The organism is Segatella hominis (genome assembly GCF_019249725.2).
Lineage (GTDB): Bacteria > Bacteroidota > Bacteroidia > Bacteroidales > Bacteroidaceae > Prevotella.
Genome location: NZ_CP137559.1, coordinates 2,406,284 through 2,431,250, shown reverse-complemented (window position 1 = coordinate 2,431,250; position 24,967 = coordinate 2,406,284). Strand labels below are relative to the sequence as shown.

General features: G+C 45.3%; 12 protein-coding genes and 1 pseudogene. 11 read left to right on the top strand and 2 right to left on the bottom strand.

Annotation, left to right across the window (positions count from 1 at the left end; genetic code table 11):
• Nucleotides 1-120 precede the first annotated feature (120 nt).
• The 11 genes from pulA to KUA50_RS09875 all read left to right on the top strand — a co-directional run bounded on the left by pulA (nucleotide 121) and on the right by KUA50_RS09875 (nucleotide 24,078).
• Complete coding sequence (gene pulA, locus KUA50_RS09925) at nucleotides 121-2,160, top strand: type I pullulanase (RefSeq protein WP_218456982.1); 2,040 nt, start codon at nucleotides 121-123, stop codon at nucleotides 2,158-2,160.
• An 86-nt stretch (nucleotides 2,161-2,246) separates the two neighbouring features.
• A complete protein-coding gene (locus tag KUA50_RS09920) occupies nucleotides 2,247-4,172 on the top strand; it encodes a glycoside hydrolase family 13 protein (RefSeq protein ID WP_218456983.1) in 1,926 nt (641 codons plus the stop codon).
• 139 nt (nucleotides 4,173-4,311) lie between these two features.
• Entirely contained in the window at nucleotides 4,312-4,512 is a 201-nt protein-coding gene (locus KUA50_RS09915) for a DUF6722 family protein (RefSeq protein ID WP_218456984.1), read from the top strand.
• Between the two features lie 419 nt (nucleotides 4,513-4,931).
• Nucleotides 4,932-7,802 (top strand): two-component regulator propeller domain-containing protein, encoded by a 2,871-nt coding sequence (locus tag KUA50_RS09910; RefSeq protein ID WP_318346023.1) that lies wholly within the window; start codon nucleotides 4,932-4,934, stop codon nucleotides 7,800-7,802.
• 324 nt (nucleotides 7,803-8,126) lie between these two features.
• Nucleotides 8,127-10,061 (top strand): glucanase, encoded by a 1,935-nt coding sequence (locus KUA50_RS09905; protein ID WP_218456986.1) that lies wholly within the window; start codon nucleotides 8,127-8,129, stop codon nucleotides 10,059-10,061.
• Between the two features lie 41 nt (nucleotides 10,062-10,102).
• Nucleotides 10,103-13,192: a SusC/RagA family TonB-linked outer membrane protein gene (locus KUA50_RS09900; RefSeq protein WP_218456987.1), complete on the top strand. Its 3,090-nt coding sequence runs from the start codon at nucleotides 10,103-10,105 to the stop codon at nucleotides 13,190-13,192.
• Between the two features lie 27 nt (nucleotides 13,193-13,219).
• Complete coding sequence (locus tag KUA50_RS09895; protein ID WP_218456988.1) at nucleotides 13,220-15,016, top strand: RagB/SusD family nutrient uptake outer membrane protein; 1,797 nt, start codon at nucleotides 13,220-13,222, stop codon at nucleotides 15,014-15,016.
• 21 nt (nucleotides 15,017-15,037) lie between these two features.
• Nucleotides 15,038-18,289, top strand: a complete 3,252-nt coding sequence (locus KUA50_RS09890) for a SusC/RagA family TonB-linked outer membrane protein (RefSeq protein ID WP_218456989.1) — start codon at nucleotides 15,038-15,040, stop codon at nucleotides 18,287-18,289.
• Nucleotides 18,290-18,310: 21 nt separating this feature from the next.
• Nucleotides 18,311-20,137, top strand: coding sequence for a RagB/SusD family nutrient uptake outer membrane protein (locus KUA50_RS09885; protein ID WP_218456990.1), 1,827 nt, complete (start codon nucleotides 18,311-18,313; stop codon nucleotides 20,135-20,137).
• Nucleotides 20,138-20,237: 100 nt separating this feature from the next.
• A complete protein-coding gene (locus KUA50_RS09880; RefSeq protein ID WP_218456991.1) occupies nucleotides 20,238-22,997 on the top strand; it encodes a glycoside hydrolase family 43 protein in 2,760 nt (919 codons plus the stop codon).
• Nucleotides 22,998-23,109: 112 nt separating this feature from the next.
• Complete coding sequence (locus tag KUA50_RS09875; protein ID WP_218457036.1) at nucleotides 23,110-24,078, top strand: family 43 glycosylhydrolase; 969 nt, start codon at nucleotides 23,110-23,112, stop codon at nucleotides 24,076-24,078.
• 580 nt (nucleotides 24,079-24,658) lie between these two features.
• Here KUA50_RS09875 and KUA50_RS16910 read toward each other — a convergent pair.
• Both KUA50_RS16910 and KUA50_RS16905 read right to left on the bottom strand, forming a co-directional pair.
• Complete coding sequence (locus KUA50_RS16910) at nucleotides 24,659-24,760, bottom strand: hypothetical protein (RefSeq protein WP_413777460.1); 102 nt, start codon at nucleotides 24,758-24,760, stop codon at nucleotides 24,659-24,661.
• Between the two features lie 18 nt (nucleotides 24,761-24,778).
• Nucleotides 24,779-24,946, bottom strand: a pseudogene (locus tag KUA50_RS16905) (AAA family ATPase); the annotation flags it as partial.
• Nucleotides 24,947-24,967: the final 21 nt, after the last annotated feature.

The following is a 24,967-nucleotide window of genomic DNA, read 5'->3' as shown; positions in this document are numbered from 1 at the left end:
GTTTTATGCAAGAAAAAGATGGCATAATAGCTATTGTTTAGTTAAAAGTCTATATTTATACATGAAATAGAGAATAATTCTTGTTCGGATTTTCTCTCAATCTAGCAAAAACTTAACCGTATGAGCATTAAAAATCAATTTTTAGTAGCCTTGACTGCTGTTTTAGTTCCCCATTCATTGATGGCACAAGGTGCTTTCAATGAAATGTCCTATTCTAAGGATAAAACTACTTTCTCTTTGAATTCACCTACAGCTTCTGTTGAAGTAGATGGTGTAACGGGTGCGACTCCTCAGGTTTCTTCCAGTAGTGCAAAACCGAGTGTAAAAATCCGTATTTATAAAGACGGTTTCACAGGAAAACCTATCAAAACCGTTAAGATGAAAAGCGTAGGTAAGGACCGATGGGAAGCTACCGTAAAGGGTGACATGAAGGGAAAGTTCTATACTTTTGATATGGGAAAGGGTGAATGTCCAGGTACATTTGCTAAGGCTGTTGGCGTCAATGGTAATCGTGGAGCCATCATTGATCTGAGTCAGACCAACCCGGAAGGTTGGGAAAATGATGTGCGTCCTGCATTGAAATCGCCTGCTGATCTTATCATCTATGAGTTGCATTTCCGTGATTTTTCTATTTCTCCAACCTCAGGTTTGAAGTATAAAGGTAAGTATCTTGCTCTTACCGAACCAAAAGCTATTGAATATCTTAAGAAGTTGGGTATCAATGCAATACACTTCCAGCCTTGTTTTGATTTTGCTTCTGTTGATGAAACTAAACTGGACAAACCACAGTTTAACTGGGGCTATGATCCGAAGAATTATAATGTACCAGAAGGCAGTTATGCTACTGATCCATATAATCCTGCAGTCCGTATCAAGGAATTCAAGCAGATGGTGCAGGCACTTCATAAGGCAGGCATCCGTGTGATTTTTGATGCTGTATATAATCATACTTTCGACATCAACGGCAGCAATTTCCAGCGTACTTATCCTGACTATTATTATCGCAAGACTGTGGATGGTAAGTATTCTGATGGTTCTGGTTGTGGCAATGAGACTGCATCCGAGAAACCATTGATGCGTGAGTTTATGATAGAGAGCGTGAAATATTGGGTGAATGAATATCATATTGATGGTTTCCGTTTTGACCTGATGGGCGTGCATGATATCGAGACGATGAATCAGATTCGTGCGGCTGTTGACGAGATTGATCCTTCTATTTATATATATGGTGAAGGATGGAGCGCTGGAAGCTGTGCTTATCCTACAGAGAAGTTGGCAGTGAAGGCTAATACGCCACAACTCCATGGCATCGGTGCTTTTAGCGATGATATGCGTGATGCTCTTCGTGGTCCTTTCTCTGATGATACCAAGGGCGCCTTGTTGGCTGGCATTCCTGGAGAGGAGGAGAGCCTGAAGTTTGGTATCGTTGGTGGTATAGCCCATCCACAGGTGGATATGAATAAGGTAAATTACGACAAGAAACCTTGGACTAACAATCCTACTCAGCAGATTAGCTATATTAGTTGCCATGATGATATGTGTCTGGTAGATCGTTTGAAGGCAAGTATTCCTGGCTTGAAGGATCCGTCTGTTTCTGAAAGTGACCGCTTGGCTGAGTTAATCCGATTGGACTTGCTGGGTCAGACTGCAGTTTTCACTTCTCAGGGTGTACCGTTTATCTTGGCAGGAGAGGAAATGTTGCGTGACAAGAAGGGTGTTCACAACAGTTTTAATTCTCCTGATAGCATCAATCAGTTCAACTGGGATCATCTCAAGAAATATCCACAGGTTTTTGAGTATTATCGCAATTTAATCCAATTGCGTAAGAATCATCCTGCATTCCGTTTGGCTACTGCAGAAAAGGTACGTGAGCACCTGGAGTTCTTGCCAACTGTCAGTCCTGATGCTGTTAATCAGGTGAAGAATGAGGGCTGCCTTGTGGCTTTCATGCTCAAGAATCTGGAAGGCATAGACTCTTGGAAGAATATTATTGTCATCTTGAATACAAACCGTGAGGCAAAGTCTGTCGCTATTCCTGAGGGTGAATATCATGTGGCTTGTTGCAATGGTATCATCAATGAGGAGGGTATCGGTATGCCTGTTAGTGGTAAGGAGGTCTTGGTAGATGCACAGTCAGCTTTGATTCTTTATGCTAAATAAGCATGAAAGTTGGCAATGATTCAAGATATCATCAGGAAAAATTCATTATAAAATATAATTTTACTAATGACTAAATCTATAAGAAAATGAGAAAAATATTTGTATCGTTAATGTTGCTTATGGGTACAATGAGCATGAATGCAGCGGTCTCTGTTGACCGCATTGAACCAACCAACTGGTATGTAGGTATGAAGGATGCTTCTCTCCAGTTGATGGTGTATGGTAAAGACGTGCGAAATGCGGATGTTGAGATTGATTATCCTGGCGTTCGCGTCGATTCTGTCGCAAAACTCGAATCTCCTAACTATCTCTTGGTTTATCTCAACTTAGAGGGTGCAAAGGCGGGAGAAATGACCTTGAAATTCAAGCAGGGTAAGTCTGTCAAGAAGGTAAAGTACCAACTGAAAGACCGTGAAATGGCTGGTGATAAGCGCATAGGCTTTAGCAATGAGGATGTACTCTATATGTTGATGCCAGACCGCTTTGCAAATGGCAATCCTAAGAATGATGCTTTCAAGACTATGAGAGACAAGACTTGCGACCGTAAGGCACCAAGTCTTCGTCATGGAGGTGATCTGGAAGGTATCCGCCAGCATTTGGATTATTTCAACCAGTTGGGTGTTACCGCATTATGGTTTACTCCAGTATTGGAGAATGATAGTCCTAATGATGGTAAGAACAGTACTTATCATGGTTATGCTACTACCAATTACTATCGTGTAGATCCTCGTTTCGGTACCAATGCTGAATACAAAAAGTTGATTGATGAGGCTCACCAGAAGGGATTGAAGGTGGTGATGGATATGATTTTCAACCATTGCGGTTTTGAGCATCCTTGGGTTGCTGATATGCCATCCAAAGACTGGTTTAATACTCCAGAGTGGCTTCTTCCTGAATACCAGACTCCTGAACATCTGAAAAAGATAGGTACTGTAGATGGTGCACGCACCGTGAATGATATGTATAAGCAGACCAGCTATAAGTTGACGCCGGTTTTGGATCCTTATGCCAGCAAAGTTGACTTTAAGGAGACTGTAGATGGCTGGTTTGTGCCTTCTATGCCAGACTTGAATCAGCGCAACCCACATGTCATCAAATACCTTATACAAAACAGCGAGTGGTGGATTGAAACAGTTGGTATAGATGGTATTCGCATGGATACTTATCCATACGCAGACCGTGATGCCATGGCTTTGTGGATGAAGACGCTGGATCAGGAATATCCTAACTTTAATACCGTAGGTGAAACTTGGGTAACAGAGCCTGCTTATACGGCTGCTTGGCAGAAAGACAGCAAACTGTCAGAGAAAAACAGTTATCTGAAGACTGTCATGGACTTTGCTTTCTTCGACCGTATCAATAGTGCCAAGAAGGAAGAGACGGATGATTGGTGGAATGGAATGAATCGTATCTACAATGTACTCTGCTATGATTATCTCTATCCAAATCCAAAGAGTGTGATGGCTTTTGTGGAGAATCATGATACCGACCGTTTCTTGGGTGAGGGAAAAGACTCATTAGCTTTGAAGCAGGCGTTGGCACTTCTTCTGACCATCAACCGTACTCCTCAACTCTATTATGGTACTGAGGTTCTGATGAATGGTACTAAGAGTGTTACCGATGGTAATGTTCGTAAGGACTTCCCTGGTGGATGGACTGGTGATCAGCATAATGCTTTTACTGCAGAAGGAAGAACGAATGCAGAAAACCAGATGTTCAACTGGTTGAGCAATCTCTTGCATTGGCGTCAGGGGAATGAAGTGATTACTAAGGGAAAGCAGACCCAGTTCTGTCCTCAGAATGGTGTTTATGTCATTGCCCGTCAATACAATGGTAAGAATGTGATGACCATTATCAATGGTAAGAATGAAGCCAACGAACTCAATGTGAGCCGTTATGCTGAGATCATCGGTTCTCACGACAAGGCTACGGATGTTACAAATGGTCGCACCGTTCTTATCAACAAGAACGTGAAGCTCCGTCCTCGCCAGAGCATGATTCTTGAGTTCTAAAACGCAAGTATATTCCTACATGAACGTTCCTAGAGTTGCAAATTTACACTTCTAGGAACGTTTTTTTTCTTGATAAAAATTCTTTCGTTTCATTTTTTCTTCGTACTTTTGCAAGCAGAAGTTTAAAAACTTAATAAAAATGTTTGGAGAAATCGGAAAGTGGCTATTAGATATATCTAAATATTTAATAACGGGCTATGTTTTAGCCAAAATGTTTGGTCAAGAAGACTCAACATGGGTTGTAATAGGTGCAGTTGTAGTTGCGGCATTGCTGTTTGCCTTAGGATTGTACTGTTTACGAAAGGACAAAGATAAAAATAACAAAAAGAAAGGAAAATAATTATGGATACTGGATTATTTATTATGTATGGCTTTTTGGTGCTTTTGGCAGCAGGAATATTTATTTATGCCAAAATTGATGATCGCAAAGAACAGAAAAGGCAATAAGTATGGATGCAGGGTTGTTAAGTATGTATGTCGCTCTTATGCTTTTAGGCTTAGGAATGATAGTATTTTCCAAAATTGAAGATAATAAGAAAGGGAAGTAAAATGAGTAATGGATTATTAGTGATGTATGTCTTTTTGGCTTTAATTATTGCTGGTTCTTTAATCTATTCAAAATGGGAGGATAAGCATCAGCAACAAGAGCAATAAATGGTGATTAGATACATTCTTTCTATAATAAGCATTTTTTTCATAACCTTGAGCAGTTTTGCACAAGGCGGGCTGCCTAGTCGCTATAATGTAAGCTATCTCAATATGGCTGCAGGTATGCCGAATAACTTTGCCGATGACATCTTTCAGGATTCTTACGGCTTTGTATGGATTAGTACGCATGGTGGTGGATTGGTGCGCTACGATGGTTTCAATTTCATGAACTTCGGTTTGGGGTCTGTAGGAATCAGTCTGCGAAGCAACAGTTGCCGTAATGTCTGCGAAGATCCGTTCAAGCGCCTTTGGGTGGCTTTCGAAGAAGGTCCGCAGGTGCTCGACCTCAATACCATGCAGCCTGTTGTTCTACCTTGTGAGAACAGCCAGGTAGAGGCACAACTCAATAAAGTATTCAAGAACCTTTGCACCCGAATATATTGTGATGCAAAGGGCAATATATGGATGCTTTCTTTCAACCAGCTTACCCGTTTCGGCTTTAACGAAAAGGGCGAGGTGACCAGCGTCTTGTCCACATCCTATCCTTATAGTGCTCCCGATCTTGGAATCTGTGATGTCTATCGCAGAGGAACAGTTGTATTATGCAACAATGGAGTGGTGAGCGAGTTCTCAGTGAAGAACAATCAGCTCGTAGCAAAGAACATCTCATCCCTATTCCCTCCGCTCGAAGGCTGGTATGGCGGTGCCATCATCTCGTATCATGGCAAGATATGGATGGGTACGAATCGCGGATTGTTTAATAGTGGCAAGCAGGAATTCCATTGCTCTGCTACCGACCATTCGCTTCAGCACGAAGTAGTGACGAGCCTTGCCGTTTCTCCAGATGACAAACTTCTGGTAGGAACGCTCTGTGGCGTAGATATCTTCGATGATAAGACCGGAGAGATAGAACATTGGAACACTGCTACGGCTGTGAATCCGCTGAGCAGCAACTTTATCAACAGTCTTTTCTCAAAGAACGGACAGATATGGGTAGGCTCTGAGACGGGTGGTGTTACCAAGCTGGCTCCACGTCAGCTGGATTTGGCATTCTACCGTCACGACCCCGCCAACCCAGGCAGCATCTCTCCCAACGCAGTCAATGCCATGTATGCGGCAGCTGACGGAACCCTGTGGGTAGGAACCGTAGAGGGAGGTCTCAATGCCTTGGCTCCAGGCAGCATGAACTTTGTTCATTATACGATGGCAAATTCCGGTTTGCCGCATAATACCGTCTCGGTTCTTGCAGCCGATAACCGCAATCAGCTCTGGATTGGTACCTGGGGTACGGGCTTTGCTGTGATGAATCTCCAGCAGCCGGGCAAGATTATTCCTCTGGTGACAGATGCAAAGCATCAGCATTTACTTAACTTTGCCGGTGCCTTGGCTTACGATCCTATCAATGATGGTATGTGGCTCGGAACCAATGATGGTCTCTTCTTCTATGATATGAAGCGCCGCCAACTCATCGAACCTTTCAGGGGATGCCAAAATGTGCGCGGCTGCATTGGTTCTCTGATAACCCGAAAGGGCAAACTCCTGATGGGTTGTGTGCGGGGAATGGTAGAGATCGACCTCAAGTCGCGTCCTCATGGCAAGGGCGATTTCGCTGTGACGTATCATCAGTATAAACTCGACAATCCGAAGAGCGGAGTCTTCGATAAGATATTGTCTTTCTGCCAGGCTAAGGATGGAAAGATATGGATGGGCAGTAACGGCTACGGTCTGTATTGCTATACCAGCGATAAAAACGGAAAAACTCAAGTGAAGTCGTATACCACCAACAACGGACTTGCCAACAACATCGTTAAAGGTATTGTAGAAGATAACCAGGGCATGCTGTGGATAGCTACCGATAACGGACTCTCTATCTTCAATCCTAAGACAGAGGCATTCTGCAGTTTCTCCCGTGAAGATGGTCTGATCAGTTCACAGTTCTATTTCAATGGAGCCATCCGCAATGACAAGGGAGAGATATTCCTGGGCACCGATATGGGTATGATGGCCGTGAAGGGCGTAAACCGTTCTGTGCATCAGACGGGTAAGTTGTGCTTTACCGAACTTCTGGTAGATAACCAGCCAGTTTTTGCCGGCAGCGATTATCTGGAAAAAGACATCTCCATCGCCAGAAAGTTGCGTATCCATGAGAGTGATAAGTCGTTCACTCTCTTTTTCTCAGCGCTCAATTATGGCAGCGAGACACAGGGCGTGTACCTTTATCGCATGAAGGGATACGAGAATGAGTGGGTTCAACTCAAGGCTGGCCAGCATGGTGTGCGTTATTCCACTCTGCCGGCTGGAGACTATGAGTTTGAGGTGAAATATATCCCATCTATCAATTCCGATAAGGAACAGGTCATCTCTGTAGAAGTAGAGATTACTCCTTATTTCTGGAAGAGCTGGTGGTTTGTTACTCTTATTATAATAGGTATCATCGCCTTGCTCCAATATGCTTATGTGCGCCGTCTCAACAAGATGCGCGAAGAGGAAGTTGAGGCTTTGTACCGTCCTATCGAGGCAGCGATGAAGGAAAGTGATGAACCAGAAAAACTGCAGAGTCGCATCCAGATGATTCTGCAGAACCAGAAGCGTTATCAGGACAGTCAGAAGAAGAGCATTGAGGTTGACAGGAAGATGGTAGAGGAGAATACGCGTCCATTCATGGAAGAAGTGATGGATGTGATGGAGAAAAACTACGATAATTCTGAGTTCGGAGTTCAGGAACTGGCAGATGCTTTGGGCATATCCCGCAGTGTGCTGAGCAAGAATCTCTCCCAGGAGACAGGCTTGCCAACAGCCCAGTTTATCCGCAACTACCGTCTCGACATCTCGCGCAAGATGATGGCTGATAAAACTTCCAACCGAAATATCACGGAGATAGCCTACCGTGTAGGCTTCAACGATCCGAAGTATTTCACCCGTTGCTTCACCAAGCAGTTTGGTATTTCGCCAACTGCATATAAGGATCAGTTGGATTCTTAGGGTTCAGATATGGCATAGTTCTCCTTGGATTCTTTGAAGAAATAATGTTCCAGGATGTGATTATTTGTTAAGTAAACGAAATAAAATCATGGGGTTGCTTGATATAAGTCAAGTAATCCCTTGTTTTGTATGTGTGGGTACACAACTGGTGGATAAGCACGTAATATCCCTTAAAAATCCACTATTTATGCGTTTGTCCACCTATAAAACCCATTTGTCCACCCAATATAATCTGATTAATTGTACTTTTGCCACTGTAAATGGATTTAAAATTTTTAAATAACCTATTATTATAGTAACAAAATAACCTAAAAGCATTAAGTTATGAAGATAAGAAAAACTTTGCTTTCGTTTGCTTGGGCTATCATGGTGGCATTAAGTTTCACTGCTTGTGGTGATGACTGGGGCCGGCAGGACGATCCTGCTGGCGGACAGATTTACCCATCTAAGACAACAGTGGCGACTTATGACTTTGAGTATTCAGAAGAGAAACCTGAGTATTCTGACATGATCAGTCATGACGAGTCATGTGAGGTGACCAACGATGAGTCCCTCGCAAGTAATGTATTGCACATCAATGGTAAGGGTGGTGCCAAGATTGCCAATCCTTTCAATGGGGTGAAGTTGCAAAATGGTGCTGCCATCACTTTCGCTGTAAAGATTGATGCAGATGTAGCTGAGGACGGAACAGTCGCAGATGTTGACTTGACACGCCCTCTTATCTCATTTGGTTCAGATGAGAAGGATGCAGCTGGTAATGATATCAGTGCTCACTTCTATTTCACTGCCAACGGTCAGGTGGTTTACAACAAGCCTACCCAGTTGCAGAGTTTGAACCTGAATGAGAATGACCCTTCTTCTGTGAAGACAGGTATTCTCTCTCCTAATGAGTGGCATTTCGTAGCCTTTCAGCTTTCTACTGAAGGTTACCAGCTCTACGTTGATGGTAAGAAGAGCCTTTCCGGTTATCAGACATCATCAAGTGCTACCTCTTTCAAGTACAAGACTTTGGTTGATTCCATCAACTCTTTACCTTATATATATATAGGTGGAGACAGCAAGTTGACAGCCGAAGAGACCAACACCGTATCTATCGACAATGTTACCCTGATCCGTAACATGATGGAAGAGAAGGATTGGAACAAGACCATTGGTGGTAATGGTGGTGGTGATGAAGCTTTCAAGAATGTAGAGTTTGTGAAGGAGGATGGTACTCCTACTACCGAAATCGGTACTTCTGATTGCTCTGCTGCTTGGTGGACTAGCTTCTCTGACTACTATCGTATTCCTGCAAATGGTTCTATCCACTTGAAGTTTACCAACCATACATCAGGTGCTGGCAACTGGAACAACTGGAACCTCTGTTTGAGTACAGATGATGTACGTAATGGTGGCAAATACTTAGAGTACTTCGTTATCCGTAGCGATGCATATGGTTGGGGTAGTTCCTATGCCTCTGGAAAGTGGGATAATGAAGGTTATCCTGCCAATGATGATGAATGGGCTGTGTTCCGTCAGGATATGGAGGGTGCCAAGGTAGATATGACCATTTCCCGTTCTGGTACAGATATCAAGGTAGTTGCAGTGGCAACCTGTACAAATGGCAAGGTTTACACCGAAAGATTCACTGCTCCTTGCAATGATGCCAATGAGGTTCTCCGTGCCTTCCTGATTGTTGATGGTTCTTATCTTGTCATGGATACCAACGAGTGTCAGGCACAGACTGCTGTAGAAGTTACAACCAGCGAAATCGGAACTTCTGATTGCTCAGCCGCTTGGTGGACACAATTCTCTGATTATTTCCAGATTCCTTCCGGTGCTTCATTGCACCTCGGTTTCACCAACCATACATCAGGTGGTGGTAACTGGAACAACTGGAACCTCTGTGTCAGCACCGATGATGAGCGTGCTGGTGGTAATTATTCAGAGTATTTTGTTATCCGTAGCGATGCATTTGGCTGGGGTGGTTCTTATGCCTCAGGAAAGTGGGATAATGAAGGTTATCCAGCCAATGATGATGAGTGGGCTGAGTTCCGCCAGAATATGGAGGGCGCCAAGGTGAATATGACCATTTCCCGTTCTGGTACAGACATCAAGGTGGTAGCTGTAGAGACCTGTACTAACGGCAAGGTTTACATCGAGAGATTTACTGCTCCTTGTAGTGATGCCAATGAGATGCTCCGTGCCTTCCTGATCGTTGATGGTTCTTATCTTGTGATGGATCCTGCAGCTTGCTATATTGGAAAGCCTTTGTATTAAACGGAGGCTGAACTTCAACAATAACATTAATAGAATAAACAATGAACAATAACATATTGCATAAGTTTTTCTTGACCCTGACACTGGTGCTCCTTACTTTAGGAGCATCAGCACAGGTTACCGTATCTGGTAATGTGTCAGATGAATCGGGTGAGCCTATCATCGGTGCTACTGTTATGGAAGCATTGACAACCAATGGCGTTGTCACTGATTTCGACGGTAACTTCAAGATTCAGGTGAAGAACGAGAACGCTACTTTGAAGATTTCCTATATCGGTATGGTTGCTCAGAACATCCGTGTTGGCAATCAGCGTAATATCAAGGTAGTTCTCAAGGACGAAAGTCAGAAAATCAATGAGGTCGTAGTCGTTGGTTACGGTCATCAGAAGAAGGAGAGTGTCGTAGGTGCTATCTCTCAGGTTAGTTCAGACGACCTCTTGAATACTCCTACAGCCAACGTAACACAGGCTATTGCCGGTAAGATTCCAGGTGTTGTTACAACACAGGTATCTGGTGCTCCTGGTGCCGATGATGCTACCATCAACATCCGTGGTCGTGCAACCTTCGCTGGCGACGGTGCTCCATTGGTAATGGTAGATGGTGTAGAGCGTGCTTTCTCTCAGGTTGCTCCTGATGATATCGAGAGTATCTCTGTATTGAAGGATGCTTCTGCTACAGCCGTTTACGGTGTGCGTGGTGCAAATGGTGTCATCCTCGTTACTACCAAGCGTGGTAAGGATATGAAGCCAGAGGTTAGCTTGACCAGCAACTTCATGTGGGGTACTCCAACCCGTAAGCCTCACTATCTGAATTCTTACGACTCTGTTACTCTCCTGGAGGAGGCTTTGAAGAACGATGGACTCCCATCACAGTATTCAGCTTCTGATATCGAGATGTACCGCAAGAGCTGCGCCGGCGAATTGACAGGTGCTGATGCGCTTCTCTATCCTAATGTAGATTGGTATGATGAGGTGCTCAACAACTGGGCTCCATCTCAGCGCTATAATGTAAGTGTACGTGGTGGTACGAAGCGTATGCGCTACTATGTATCTGGTGAAATCTACAACCAGGGCTCTCTGATCAAGAACCTCAGCCTGGATGCATACGGCAACTCTTCAAGCCCTGGTTACAACCGTTACGCTTTCCGTGCCAACATGGACTTCTTCCTCTCTAAGGATTTGACATTCAGCGTAAACTTCGGTACACGTTTCGAGAACCGTCATGGTTCTAATACTAACGAGAGTCCTACCAACTATGATATCTTCGCACGTATCAACCATACTCCAGGTTGGATCTTCCCAGTATCTTATGAGGTACAGAATGGTGAGACAACCAAGACTCTCTATGGTGGTACTGCCGTATATCAGGACAATGTGGTAGCTGCTCTTTCAAAGGGTGGATACTATCGTGGAACCAATACCATCAATGAGACCAACTTCATTGCAGACTACAAGATGGACTGGTTGACTCCTGGTCTTTCTGCCCGCGGTATGGTTTCATTCGACTATGACTCTTATTATAAGAAGACATTCGGTGCAGCTTTTGCAACCTATGAATTGAACGACCGCAACAACTTTACAAGTGCAGATGCTTATACCAAATATAATGTAGATGGCGACCTGGCTTACTCTAAGGGTTCTTCTACAACTTACAAACTCTATATGGAGGGTCAGATTAACTACGCCCGCAAGTTTGGTAAGCACGATGTTACCGGTATGGTACTTTACAACCAGAACGACTACCGTTACAACTCAGACCTGGCTAAGCGCTATCAGGGTCTCGTAGGTCGTGTAACTTACGGCTATGATGACAAGTATCTCGCTGAGGTTAACGTTGGTTACAACGGTTCAGAGAACTTCCTGAAGGGCAAGCGCTTCGGTTTCTTCCCAGCCTTCTCACTCGGTTGGCGTGTAACTCAGGAAGAGTTTATGAAGCCAACAGAAAACTGGTTGAACAACCTGAAGATCCGTGCATCTTATGGTGAGGTTGGTAACGACGTTTATACCGTAGGTGGTGTAGCTCAGCGCTTCCTCTATGAGGAGAAGTGGAACCAGATTACTAACGATTACTACTTCGGTAACAAGGGTCAGACCGGTATCTTCGAGAGCCAGTATCCTAACTATGGTGTAACCTGGGAGCGTGCCAAGAAGTTCAACGTCGGTTTGGAGTTTGGTTTGTTCAACGGTATGCTGACCGGTAACTTCGACTACTTCGTTGAGAACCGTAACAATATTCTGACCGAGTACTTGAGCCGTCCACAGTGGGTAGGTGTAACAATGGCAGCCGGAAACCTCGGTAAGACCCAGAACAAGGGTTACGAGTTGGAACTCCATCACTTCAATCACATCGGCAAGGATTTCACCTATAATATCGGTGCAACCTTCTCTCATGCAGCCAACAAGATCAAGAATATGGATGAGCCTGCTTACAAGACCGCTTACCGCAAGCGCGAAGGTCACCCAATCAACCAGTACTTCGGTCTGGTATGCGAGGGCTTCGTAACACAGGCAGACTTGGATAATCCTAACTTCCCTGTATCAACCTACGGAAACGTAAAGGTTGGTGACCTGAAGTACAAGGATATGAATAACGATGGCTTCATCGATGACCGTGATGAGACATTCATCGGCTACAGCGATATTCCAGAGAACACATACGCTCTGACACTCGGCGCCAACTATAAGGGCATCGGTTTCGAAGTAATGTTCCAGGGTGTAGATCATGTATCCCGTTACTACGACAGTGATGCGATGTTCGCCTTCCAGAACAACGGTAAGGTAAAGGATATCCACCTGAACCGCTGGAACCCTGCAAAGAGCGAGGCAGAGAACCTGGCAACAGCAGAATATCCATTGCTCCATTACGGAAGCAACGGTGACCACAACCAGCGCCAGAACTCATTCTTCCTGAAGAACGGTTCATTCGTCCGTCTGAAGAACATCGAGTTGAGCTATACATTCCCTAAGGAGTTGATTAAGCATGTCGGTATGAGCAATGTCCGCTTCTACATCAATGCCAACAACCTCTTTACATGGGATCATCTCGACGACTTGGTTGACCCAGAGAGTAACGGTTCAAACCGTTATCCACTCTTGAAGACCGTCAACGTAGGTTTCAATGTCGTATTCTAATTCAAGAACATTCAAAAAGAATCGAAAATGAAGAAATATAGTATATTTGCTTTGGCGCTCGTTATGGGAGCAATGACGCTCACCTCTTGCGAAGACGCCTTCGGCAATTTCCTCGACAAGCAGCCAAGCAATGAGTTGACAAAAGCTGAGGTGTTGGGTAACTTCACTCTGTTGGAACAGAACCACAACGATACTTACAACTTCCTGCTTCACGGTGCCAACCGTGTGAACAACTCATGGATGGATGCTGCTACCGATCTGGCTGAGTCAAGTATCGGTACATCAGGTACACGTACCACATTCAATATCGGTAACTATTATGGTGGTGGCGGTGCAGCAGAGCTGACTTCTCCTTGGGAGAGTCGCTATCGTGGTATCCGCAAGTGCAATATCACCATCAACACATTGCAGCAGGATACAGAGAACAAGCTTCGCCCTGCAGATCTTGACGTAGAACTTTACAATTCACGTAAGGCAAACTATATTGCAGAGGCCCGTTTCCTCCGTGCCTATTTCTACTGGGAACTGTTCCTCCGTTACGGTCCGGTGCCATTGGTTACAACCGAGCTCGACCCTAACGGTGACCTGATGACAGGTTATACAGAGCGCCCTGACCTCAAGACCTTTATGGATTATCTCTTCAAGGAGGTAAAGGAATGCGAGAGCAGTCTGAAGACTTACGCAGAGACCAACGATGCTACCTATGCAGGCGAGGTGAACCAGCCTACAGCACGTGCCCTCTATGTTCGCATGATGCTCTACATGGCAAGTCCACGCTACTCAGCACAGAGCGGTGTTACCTGGCAGCAGGCTGCTGACGCAGCTGCGAGCTTCATCGCTGACTATGGTGAGAACTATAAGTTGGAAGATCGTACCAACGGTGGTGTAGCTGCCTACAACAATGCCTGGTTGCTCAACACTTATACTGACAAGAACCCTGAGGTTATCTTCTTCCGCAACGATGTAGCCATCGGCTGGAGCGGTATTTCTACCGATACTCCTGTAGGTGAAGGTGGACAGGGTGGTCTTTGCCCAAGCCAGAACCTCGTGGATATGTATGATATGGAAGATGGTTCAGCTCCTTTCAAGCAGTATGATGCAACAGGTGCTCCGGTTTATGTAAACGGCAAGCCTACCATCAACGAAGGGAGCGGTTATACAGAGCAGAAGATGTGGAAGAACCGTGATCCACGCCTCGCAGCTACCATTCTTTACAATGGTTGTGAGTGGGGTCAGGCTACCAGCACCAAGACCAATGTCATTGATGTGGTTTATGGTCATCGCGATAATCCTATCGGCAACCAGAATGCTACTCCAACAGGTTACTATGTACGCAAGTATATTCCTGAGACCATCCTGAGCAGTAACCACAGCGGTACAGCCAAGCGCCTCTGGAAGATCTTTACCTATAGCGAACTGCTTCTGAACTATGCTGAGGCATTGAACGAGGCTGACTATGCAGGCAACAAGACACAGGTTTGCAACCTGCTCGACCAGATTCGTCATCGTGGCGGTATCATGGGTAATGTAGCCGACCGTACAGACCTGAATTCCCAGACAGCTATGCGCAATTTCATCCACAAGGAGCGTACCATCGAACTTGCTTTCGAGGAGCACCGCTGGTGGGATGTACGTCGCTGGAACGTAGCAGGTGATGCACTCGGCCGTGATATCTATGGTGTAGATGTGGCAGCAGATGGCACTATTACCCGTAAGGTAGCCCAGCAGCGCAAGTGGCAGGACAAGTTCTACCTCTATCCAATCCCAGAGGCTGAGGTTTGGAAGATTGGTCAGGACTTCCAAAACGATGGTTGGAAAGAATAACTCTTTTAATGATAGAATCGTATGAATAATATTCAGAATATATATAATAAGGTATCTTCATCAAGCAAAGTCTTGATGCTGAGTGCACTTCTCTGTGCTTCAAGTTCTGTCTTGGCACAGGAGCAGGTGCTCAAAGGCCGAATCGTCAACAGCCAGGGTGATCCAATCCCTGGAGCTGTTGTCAACGTGGCAGAGGAAAGCCGCATTGCCCTGACCGATAAGGATGGCTACTTTACATTAAAGAAGGTAACTCCTAGCGATGAAATCTGTGTAAGTAGCGTAGGTTACAAGAATGCGCAGGAGAAGGTGACCACTTTTGACGGCACATACGTCATTAAGATGGAAGATGATACTGACGAGTATGAGCATCTCGCTCCTGTTCCTTTCGGCGAGCAGAAAAAGAAAATCTTGACTGATTCCCGTTCGGTTGTTTCAGGCGAGGAATTGCAGAAGCATCCTGTTACCATTCTTCAGAATGCCTTCACCTCAACACTGAATGGTGTGCAGACCTACGAGTGGTCTTCTGAGCCAGGATGGTCGGAGAGTTTCCTCTTTATCCGTGGTATCCGTACCACCAACCAGAGTGCCCGTTCTCCACTGATTATCGTGGACAACGTAGAGCGTGACCTCTCCTTCCTCGATGCTTATCCTATCGAGAGCATCACCGTACTGAAGGATGCTGCCGCTTCTTCTATCTATGGTATGCGTGGTGCCAATGGTGTGATTATGGTTACTACCAAGCGCGGTAATGCCGGTAAGACTAAGATTGATTTCACTCAGGAAGTCGGTTTCCAGACCCTCGCCAACAAGATGGAGGTTCAGAACTCTTACAACATGGCGATGACCCGTAACCAGGTACGCTATCTGAGCGGTATGGATCCGATGTACACCCAGGATCAGCTCGACAACTACAAGTATGTATGCAACGGTGGAAAGTTTGCTGACGATGATATCCGCAAGTATCAGTACTTCAATACATCTTGGGCAGACCAGTTGTATCGTGAAGCTGCACCGCAGTATCGCACCAACCTGCAGATTAGTGGCGGTAACCAGCGTGCCCGCTACTATGTAAGCTTCTCTTATCTGCGCCAGGAGGGTATGTGGAATACCGAGGGTACAGAAATGAATGATGGTTACAGCACTCAGCACGTACTGAACCGCTGGAATCTCCGTTCCAACATCGATATCGATGTATCCAAGTATCTGAATGTATCTCTCGACTTGGGTGGACGTATAGATAACATCTCTCAGCCTACTGAGGGCGTGTTCAACCTCGTTACCTTCGGTGTAATCGAGGCAAACCCTATGGCTCCTACCCATAACCCTGACGGAAGTATCTATTCTTCATCTACAGCCAACAACCCAGTACGTTACCTGGGTGGTTCCGGTTTGGAGAAGAACCGCCGCCGTAACTTGTATTCTACCTTGAATGCCAAGTACGATTTGAGTCCTGTATTGAAGGGCTTAGGCTTGTTCGGTACTGTCAGCTTCGATGCATACGAGACTTTCGAGTCAACACAGACTGCTCAGATGGATTCATGGAACTACGACTACGATAACCTGGCGGTTACCGATGTCAGCCAGTTCAAGTATACCAAATATACAACCAAGGCAGCTTTGAGCAACCCATCAGCTAATCAGCGTGGTTACTACTACAACCTGAATTTGTTTGGTGGTGTAAGTTACAAGAACAGTTTCGGTAAGCACAATGTAGATGCCCGTGCCTTTGCCCGTTACTACCGTAATGAGGAAGCAGGTTCAGATTACTCAACCCAGCAGAGTGCATCTTCAAACCGATATCTGGCATACAACTTCCAGGGAACATACGACTATGCTAACAAGTATATCGCCTCAGTCAACCTCTCTCGTATGGGATGTGATAACTTCTCACCAGACGACCGTTGGGGAACTTTCTGGGGTGCATCTGCTGGATGGGTACTCTCTGAGGAATCCTGGATGAAGAAACTTGGCTTTGTCAATCTTCTCAAGCTCCGTGCTTCTTATGGTGAGGCTGGTCAGTCATCTACTGGTGCAGGCCGTTACCCATATCAGAGTATCTATGGTACAGCTACCGGTTATGGTTTCGGTTATAATGGAACTTTTGTGAATGGCTATGCTGAGAGCAAGACCGGTAATGCCAACAGTAAGTGGGAAATCTCCAAGATGGTAAACCTCGGTATTGACTGGAACCTCTGGAACAGCAAACTCTATGGTAGCTTCGATATCTTCAAGGAGTGGCGTTCTAACATCCTGGTATCCCGTTCAACCGTGCCAGAAACCATACTTGGTGTGCCTGTAGCACAGGATTCATACGGTAAGGTTGAAAGCCACGGTTACGAACTCGTTCTCGGTCATCGTGGCAATATCGGCAAGGACTTTAAGTACTTTATCGAGGGTCAGCTTACCTTCAATACCAACAAGATTACCGATATCGATGAAACTGCACCAGATGTAGAGTGGCAGCGCAAGGCAGGTCATAGAATCTATGACAATACTTCGGTAGCCGAACTCTATGAGCAGGCTCAGACTGGTACCAACCGTGTGGGTGGATGGAACATCTATAAGTTCGACCAGTGGGCTTCAGATCCTAACCTGATTGCTACATCAGCAGAGGATGCTAAGGCTCATCCGGAAAAGTATCCATACAACAGCTTCTCTAATGGAGCACAGCAGTTGGGTACAGCGGTGTTCAAGGATATCAATGGTGACCGCGTGATCGACTCAAAGGATATGGTACCAGATTCATACACCATCATTCCTGAGATGATTCCAACCTTCAACTTCGGTTTCGAGTACAAGGGCTTCGATGCCCGCATGATTGTGAATGCTTATCTCCGTCGCTCAGTATTCCTTTCACCAGCTATCAGCTACAGTGGTTGGAGTAACATGGGTACCCATGAGGTAACAAAGACTTGGGGTTACTATACTGATGATCCTTCTGATCCTCGCAACGTGAATGCTACTTATCCACGTCCTGTATATAATGGATTTGATGCAGTTGATTCCGACCGTGCTACAGGTTCTTACCAGAACAACATCTGGGTACGTAATGGTAACTTCTGGTCTATCCGTAATATTGAGGTAGGTTACTCTTTGCCATCTAAGTTGATTTCTAAGTTGTGGATGACTAAGTGCCGCGTTTACTTCAGCGCTTACAATATTGCCACCTTCAGCAGTCTGCCAGATGATGTAGACCCAGAGAAGCCATTGAGCTACTGCTGGTGGTATCCAAAGACAAAGTCATTTACATTTGGTATTAACATTGGTTTCTAATCAATTTTATCAAAAACGAATATGAAAAAGATATTAGTTAATATATCATTGGCGATGCTGGCTGTAGGAGGTATGACCTCCTGCAGCGACATCCTCGATAAGGAAGTCGACTTGACTTATACTGACGAGAACATCTACAGCAACTACGACCGTACCCGTGGTGTCTTGGCAAATGCCTATACCTATTTGCCTGATGCCTTTGCGGGATATACCGATGGTCAGTTCCGTGCTGCTTCTCGTGACTGTATGACCGATAATGCCATCTCTTACTGGAATGTGCATTACTATCACAGTGTGTTGAACGATTCATATGATGCCAAGAACCACTGGTTTGCTGAGAATTATTGGAGCAACGATCTGAAGGGCATCCGTGTCTGCAACGACTTCATTTCAAAGGCACGTGAGAGTGTCATCGGAAATGCAGAGAAGAGCGGTGACGACAACAAACTCTGCGATCGTTACAAGGCAGAGGCGCGTTTCATTCGTGCCATCCTTCATTTCGATATGATTGGCTATTTCGGTGCAGTGCCTATCGAGGATCATGTGTTGGATAATGCAGAGGCTGCTTCTATCACCCGTACTCCAGCTCCTGAAGCATTGAAATGGGTAGCTGATGAATGCGATGCCATCATCAAGAGTGGTGCACTCCCATTCCGTTACAGCAATGAAAATGAGAACTGGGGACGTATCAATGGTGCTGCTGTCTATGCATTGAAGTCAAGAGCATTGCTCTATCGTGCTTCTGCACTGAACAATCCTACAAATGATGTTACCTGGTGGCAGGAAGCTGCTGATGCAGCCCTCGCTTTCATCAATGCCAACAAGAGTTCTGCCAACCCTTACCGTCTTTACACAACAGACGATAACAATCCTAACAAGAACTATTATGAGTGCTTCACCAGTACCCCTCACCTGAATCCTGAGTACATCCTCAGCCGTAGTGAGTGGAATACCCGTGAGATTGAGATGTTCAATACTCCTTGTGGTTTTTCTGGTAACGTGAACTCTACCGGTCGTGTAAACCCTACACAGAATCTGGTTGATTCTTACGAGACCATCAATGGTCTTCCTATCGACCAGGATCCTTCTTACAACGACCAGGATCCATACAAGAACCGTGACCCACGTCTGGAGCAGACCATCTTCCACCAGGGAAGTATCTGGGGTGACAAGAGTCAGGACGAGGAGCGTGCCGTGGATGTATCTGTAGGTGGCAAAGACTACCAGGATCTTCATGGTGGTACCACTACCGGTTACTACTCTAAGAAGTTCGTTCACAATATGAGCTTCAAGAACCCTACCACATTCGTTACCGCTTGCCCTATCTTCCGCTATGCGGAGATTCTGCTTAATGCAGCAGAGGCATTGAACGAGGCAAAGGGTCCTGATGCTGCCTACGACTATGTGAACCAGGTTCGTGCCCGTGTGGGTATGCCTGCTTACAAGGGTATGACCAAGGAGCAGCTTCGTGAGCGTATCCGCAATGAGCGCCGCATCGAGTTGGCTTTCGAGGATCACCGTTTCTTCGATGAGCGCCGCTGGAAATTGTTTGATGGCAAGAGTGCTGCTACAGAGAAGAGTGAGCCACGCTACAAGCAGGTTTACAACATCTATAGCGTTGTTGTAACTCCTAATGAGAGCCAGGTATATACTTATCGCAACGATAATACCCATCCTACTCGTGCGTTCTCTATTCCTAAGAATTATTACTTCCCAGTGCCTGATGACACTTACAAGAAGAATCCTAACTTAGGACAGAATGCAGGTTGGGAACTCTCTGATGCTCCTAAGAAGGACGACACCACTGAAGGTGGCGAGACTACTGAGGGTGAAACAACCGGTAAGTAATCTTTGTCAATATACATTATATATTTTAGGTGAGGTCTATGGCGAAAACACCATAGACCTTCCTTGGTTTTAAAAAATCATATCTTAAACTTGAAATCGTATGAAGAAGTTATTATTTTCTATCATGAGTCTGATGGCGATGAACGGAGTTATGGCTCAGACGCCTGTCGGCGATAATGATCTGGCTAATGCATACGCTACCCAAACGATAACAGGGCGCATCGCGGTGCATGACCCTTCTATCGTGATGGATGTAACGGGCTCCACGACCAATCCTAAATATTATATCTATGGTTCGCATCTCGGCAGAGCCAAGACTTATGCTACGGGCAACTATCAGATATGGAACACCTTCAAAACGGGTGAGGAGAATACCGGAACCAGCAACAGTCTTTTTGCTGATGTGGATGGAAAACTGATTAATTTTAAAGATGCTTACACCACTCACGTCATCAAAAAGGTGAAGAACTATAAGGGCGAGGAGGTTGCTTTCGGTAACTTCGATGCTCATGGATGGCAGTATAAAGGACCTATCAACGTGAATGGCAACTGGACTAACACAGCCAATACCGTAGCCGGAATGCAGTGGGCTCCTGATGTCATCTACAACAAGACCATGAAGAAATGGTGTATGTACATGAGTCTGAATGGTGATTATTGGTGCTCTACTATCGTATGTTTTACTTCCGATGATTTGGAAGGTCCATGGATATATCAAGGGCCTGTTATCTGTGGCGGTTTTTCTGGTAAGTTCGGTCATAATGGCTATGCTACAGCTGATGATTGGAAGAATACCGATTTGGCGATTGCTACAGGATGCACTTCGCTTCCTGCCCGCTATGCTACTCCAGGCGATGCTTATGGTGCTCACTGGGGAGAATACTGGCCAAACTGCATCGACCCATGCGTGTTCTATGATGATGACGATAATCTCTGGATGAGCTATGGCTCCTGGTCGGGTGGTATCTATATGATTAGATTAGATAAGGAGAATGGCCTTCGCGATTATACTTATACTTTCCCTTATCAGATTAACGGCAAGGATGCAACTCCTGGCTCCTACAATCAGGCTTGCACTTCTGACCCTTACTTCGGTAAGAAGATTGCCGGTGGATATTATGTTTCCGGCGAGGCAAGCTATATCCAGAAGGTAGGTAAGTACTATTATCTCTTTATGAGTTATGGCGGTTTGACGGCTGCCGGTGGCTATCAGATTCGTGTTTTCCGCTCTGAGAAACCTGACGGACCTTATAAGGACTGTCTGACCTCTACGGGCATTGATGCCATGTATGGCAAGTATATCCTCAACTTCGGTGGTGATGCCAAGCGCGACGAGGGTGTGAAACTCTTCGGTAACTACCAGTGGGAAACCATGCCTAATGCTGAACTGGCTCAGGGACATAATTCAGCCATTGTAGACCATAAGGGACGAGCACTCATCGTTTACCATACCCGTTTCAATAATGGCACAGAGGGGCATGAGGTTCGCGTGCATCAGCTCTTCGTAAACCAGGACGGCTGGTTGGTTGCTGCACCTTACGAGTTTAGCGGCGAGACTTATACCGATAAGGATATTGCTACCCAGCAGCTCTATGATGCAACAAAGGTAGAGGGTGATTATCAGATCATAGCTCATCCTTACCGTCAGAATACGGCGGCAATGGATTATGAGAAGCCTGTTACCATCCATCTCAATGCAGATGGTTCTATCTCGGGTGAGTATACCGGTAAATGGGAACTGGTGAGCGGAACAAGCTACATCAATCTTACCTTGAAGGGTGTTGCTACAGCCAATGCAGAGGTGAAGTTTAAGGGTGTGCTTACTGAGCAGACCATCGATTATACCAATATCAAGGCTCTTTGCTTTACAGCTCTCAGTTCTTCTGACGGTTTGGCTACATCGGGTGGTGCCAGTTTGCAGACTCGCGGTTTGAGTATCTGGGGAAGCAAGGCTGATGCCAAGGCGGCTATCAAATATACATTGGATAAGACCAGCGTTCTTTTCGCAGATGGTGCTACTTTGAATTCTATGCCAAAACTCCCAACAGAGGGGCATCTCGGTGCTACCATTTCATGGAAGTCAAGTAATCCTTCTATTCTGACCGATGAGGGCGTAGTAAAAGGCAAGGGTAAGGTTACTCTGACCATGACTATTAGCAAGGATGGTTATGAATATACTAAGGATTATACCCTGAACATCGATGCTGAGGCTGAGGAAACGACTCCGGTTTACTATCCGGAATCTTCTGTAAAGAATACTACTTCAGGATGGTGGCTCAACTTCTCTCCTTACTACGAGTTGCAGGCAGGCAAGAAGATGCAGTTCAAGTTCTATAACTATAGTGATATGTCTGCGGCATGGAACAACTGGTGCTTGGCGGCTACCCAGATAAAGCGCGAAGATGCTGGCTATGGAGCAGATAAGGAGTACTTCGTTATCAGAAATGATTTCTTCGGATGGGGTGGAAGCTATAATGCTTCCGGATTCACCCACGATTTTGATACGAGCGACGAAATGAATGTATTCATAAAGGATATGAATGGCTCTTTGGTTGATATGACAGTTAGCTTGACTGCTGCAGGCGTATTCAAGATGGAATCTACCATCACGACTACAACCAACAAGGTATATCATTATACCTATACCACCACATTGACGGCTAAGCCATCTAAGATTGTTCTCTTCTTCGTGAACGAGAAGTCTTACATCGACGGCTCAAGCCTTTCTACAGGCATCTCGAACCCTATCATCATCCAGAAGAAGAATGATGGCAAGTGGTTCAACCTCTCCGGTCAGCAGGTAGACAAGAGCTACAAGGGTGTAGTGATTGTGAACGGAAAGAAATTTGTGAACAAGTAATTCTCTTATATATATAATAAGGTGTAATTATATGAAGATGCATATTTCTAAAATACTATTGGGAGCAGCAATGATGATTGCTGCTCCTGTTGTTAAAGGAGGTTGCCAGGTGATGGCACAGAATGCTCCGCAGGAACCGATCGTGGTAGATACTCCTTTTGTCCACGACCCCGTAATGGCGTATGAGAATGGCAAGTACTATCTCTACTGCACAGGTCATGGCATCACGCAGATGACTTCCACCGACCGCAAGCATTGGACCATCGTTCCTCAGGGCGTGCTCAAGAACAGCGAGATTCCGGCATGGACGCATGATAGTGTACCGGGTTTTACCACGCATATCTGGGCTCCGGATGTTATCCGCTTCAAGAACAAGTGGTATCTGGCTTATTCCTGTTCTACCTTTGGCAAGAATACTTCTGCCATCGGCTTGCTGAGCAATACTTCCTTATCTGATAAGGATGGATGGAAGGATGAGGGCTGCCTCGTCGCCTCTAAGGGTGATAGAGACAACTGGAATGCCATCGATCCGAATTTCATTGTTGATGAGAAGGGAACCCCTTGGCTTACCTGGGGCTCTTTCTGGGATGGTATCCAGATGATCAAGCTGGATAAGAAGACGATGCATGTCAAGAATGGCGCCAAGCCTCAGACCATCGCCCGTCGTCATGCCGTGGGCGATACTTCTGCAGAACCGAATCCTACCTCCAAGTTTGCCGGCACCAATGCCATCGAGGCTCCTTTCATCATGAAGCATGGTGATTATTACTATCTCTTCGTCAGTTGGGATTACTGCTGCCAGGGGATGAAGAGTACTTATCGTGTTGCCGTAGGCAGAAGCAAGAAGGTTTTCGGTCCTTATCTGGACAAGACGGGTAAGGATATGCGAGAGGGTGGTGGTACCCTGCTGCTGGAAGGTGACAAGAAGGAATATGAGGCGATGGGCCATTGTTCAGCCTACTCCTTCCCTGATGGTGATTTCTTCTTCTGCCATGGTTACAGTATCGCCAAGAATGGCGCCAGCATCCTGGTTCAGAAGAAAATCAACTGGACGAAAGATGGGTGGCTGACGTTGGAATAAAAAGCATTTGTAAAATATCTTTTTGGTATGTTGCTTCAATCTTACGTTTGTAAGCTTTTCAAGAAGTATACTGCTGAAATGTTAAAACTGAGTTAAAATAGCGTTTATTCCGCTACGAACGGCAAAAAATTGGTTTCGTAGCGAAATAAACGCTATTTTCTTTCGCTATTTCCTATATATGCATAAGGTATTTGACAAGATTCTAAAAATAAATTGGTAGATTATTTTACTGTTAAAAAACACGGACAAATTGAATTTGTCCGGCTCTTTTGTCCGGCGGCTTGTAAGTTATTAAAAATGAGTGATTTATAAGGATACGGACAAATTCAATTTGTCCGTTTGTTTTTTTTAGCCCTTTTTGGCTTGAAAACTATAGGTTATGATGCCGAAACCTATGAGATGCTGGGAAGAAACCTATGAGTTATGATGAAAGAAACCATGAGTTGTGGGGGGAGAAAACTATGACTTAGTTTTTTTTACAAATCAAGTAGGCTCGAAGTACTCGGCTCATCCAAATGAAATCAGTATCAAAAAAATCCGAAACAGATAACTTGGTAAGCTTCTGTTTCGGATTTTTTCTTTATTCTTCCTTGATCTTCCATTCGCTGATGGTTCGCTGGGTGCTGTCAAAGCTGATGCCCACTTTTACCAGTCGCTTACCCTCAGAATGATATGGCAGCATATAGCCTTTTTCGTCTATCTGTGCCAAAGCCTCAATATCCGGTTTCATCTGTGTGGTCAGCTCGGTCTTGCTGATACCGCAGATAGCCGAATACAGGTTGAACATGCTTATATTGTCGAGGTTGTTGAGTCCGCTGAATATGCTAGACTGAGGAAACTTGGTGATACCCGTAATAAAGGTGAACTGATGAGTTAAAAACATGTAAAA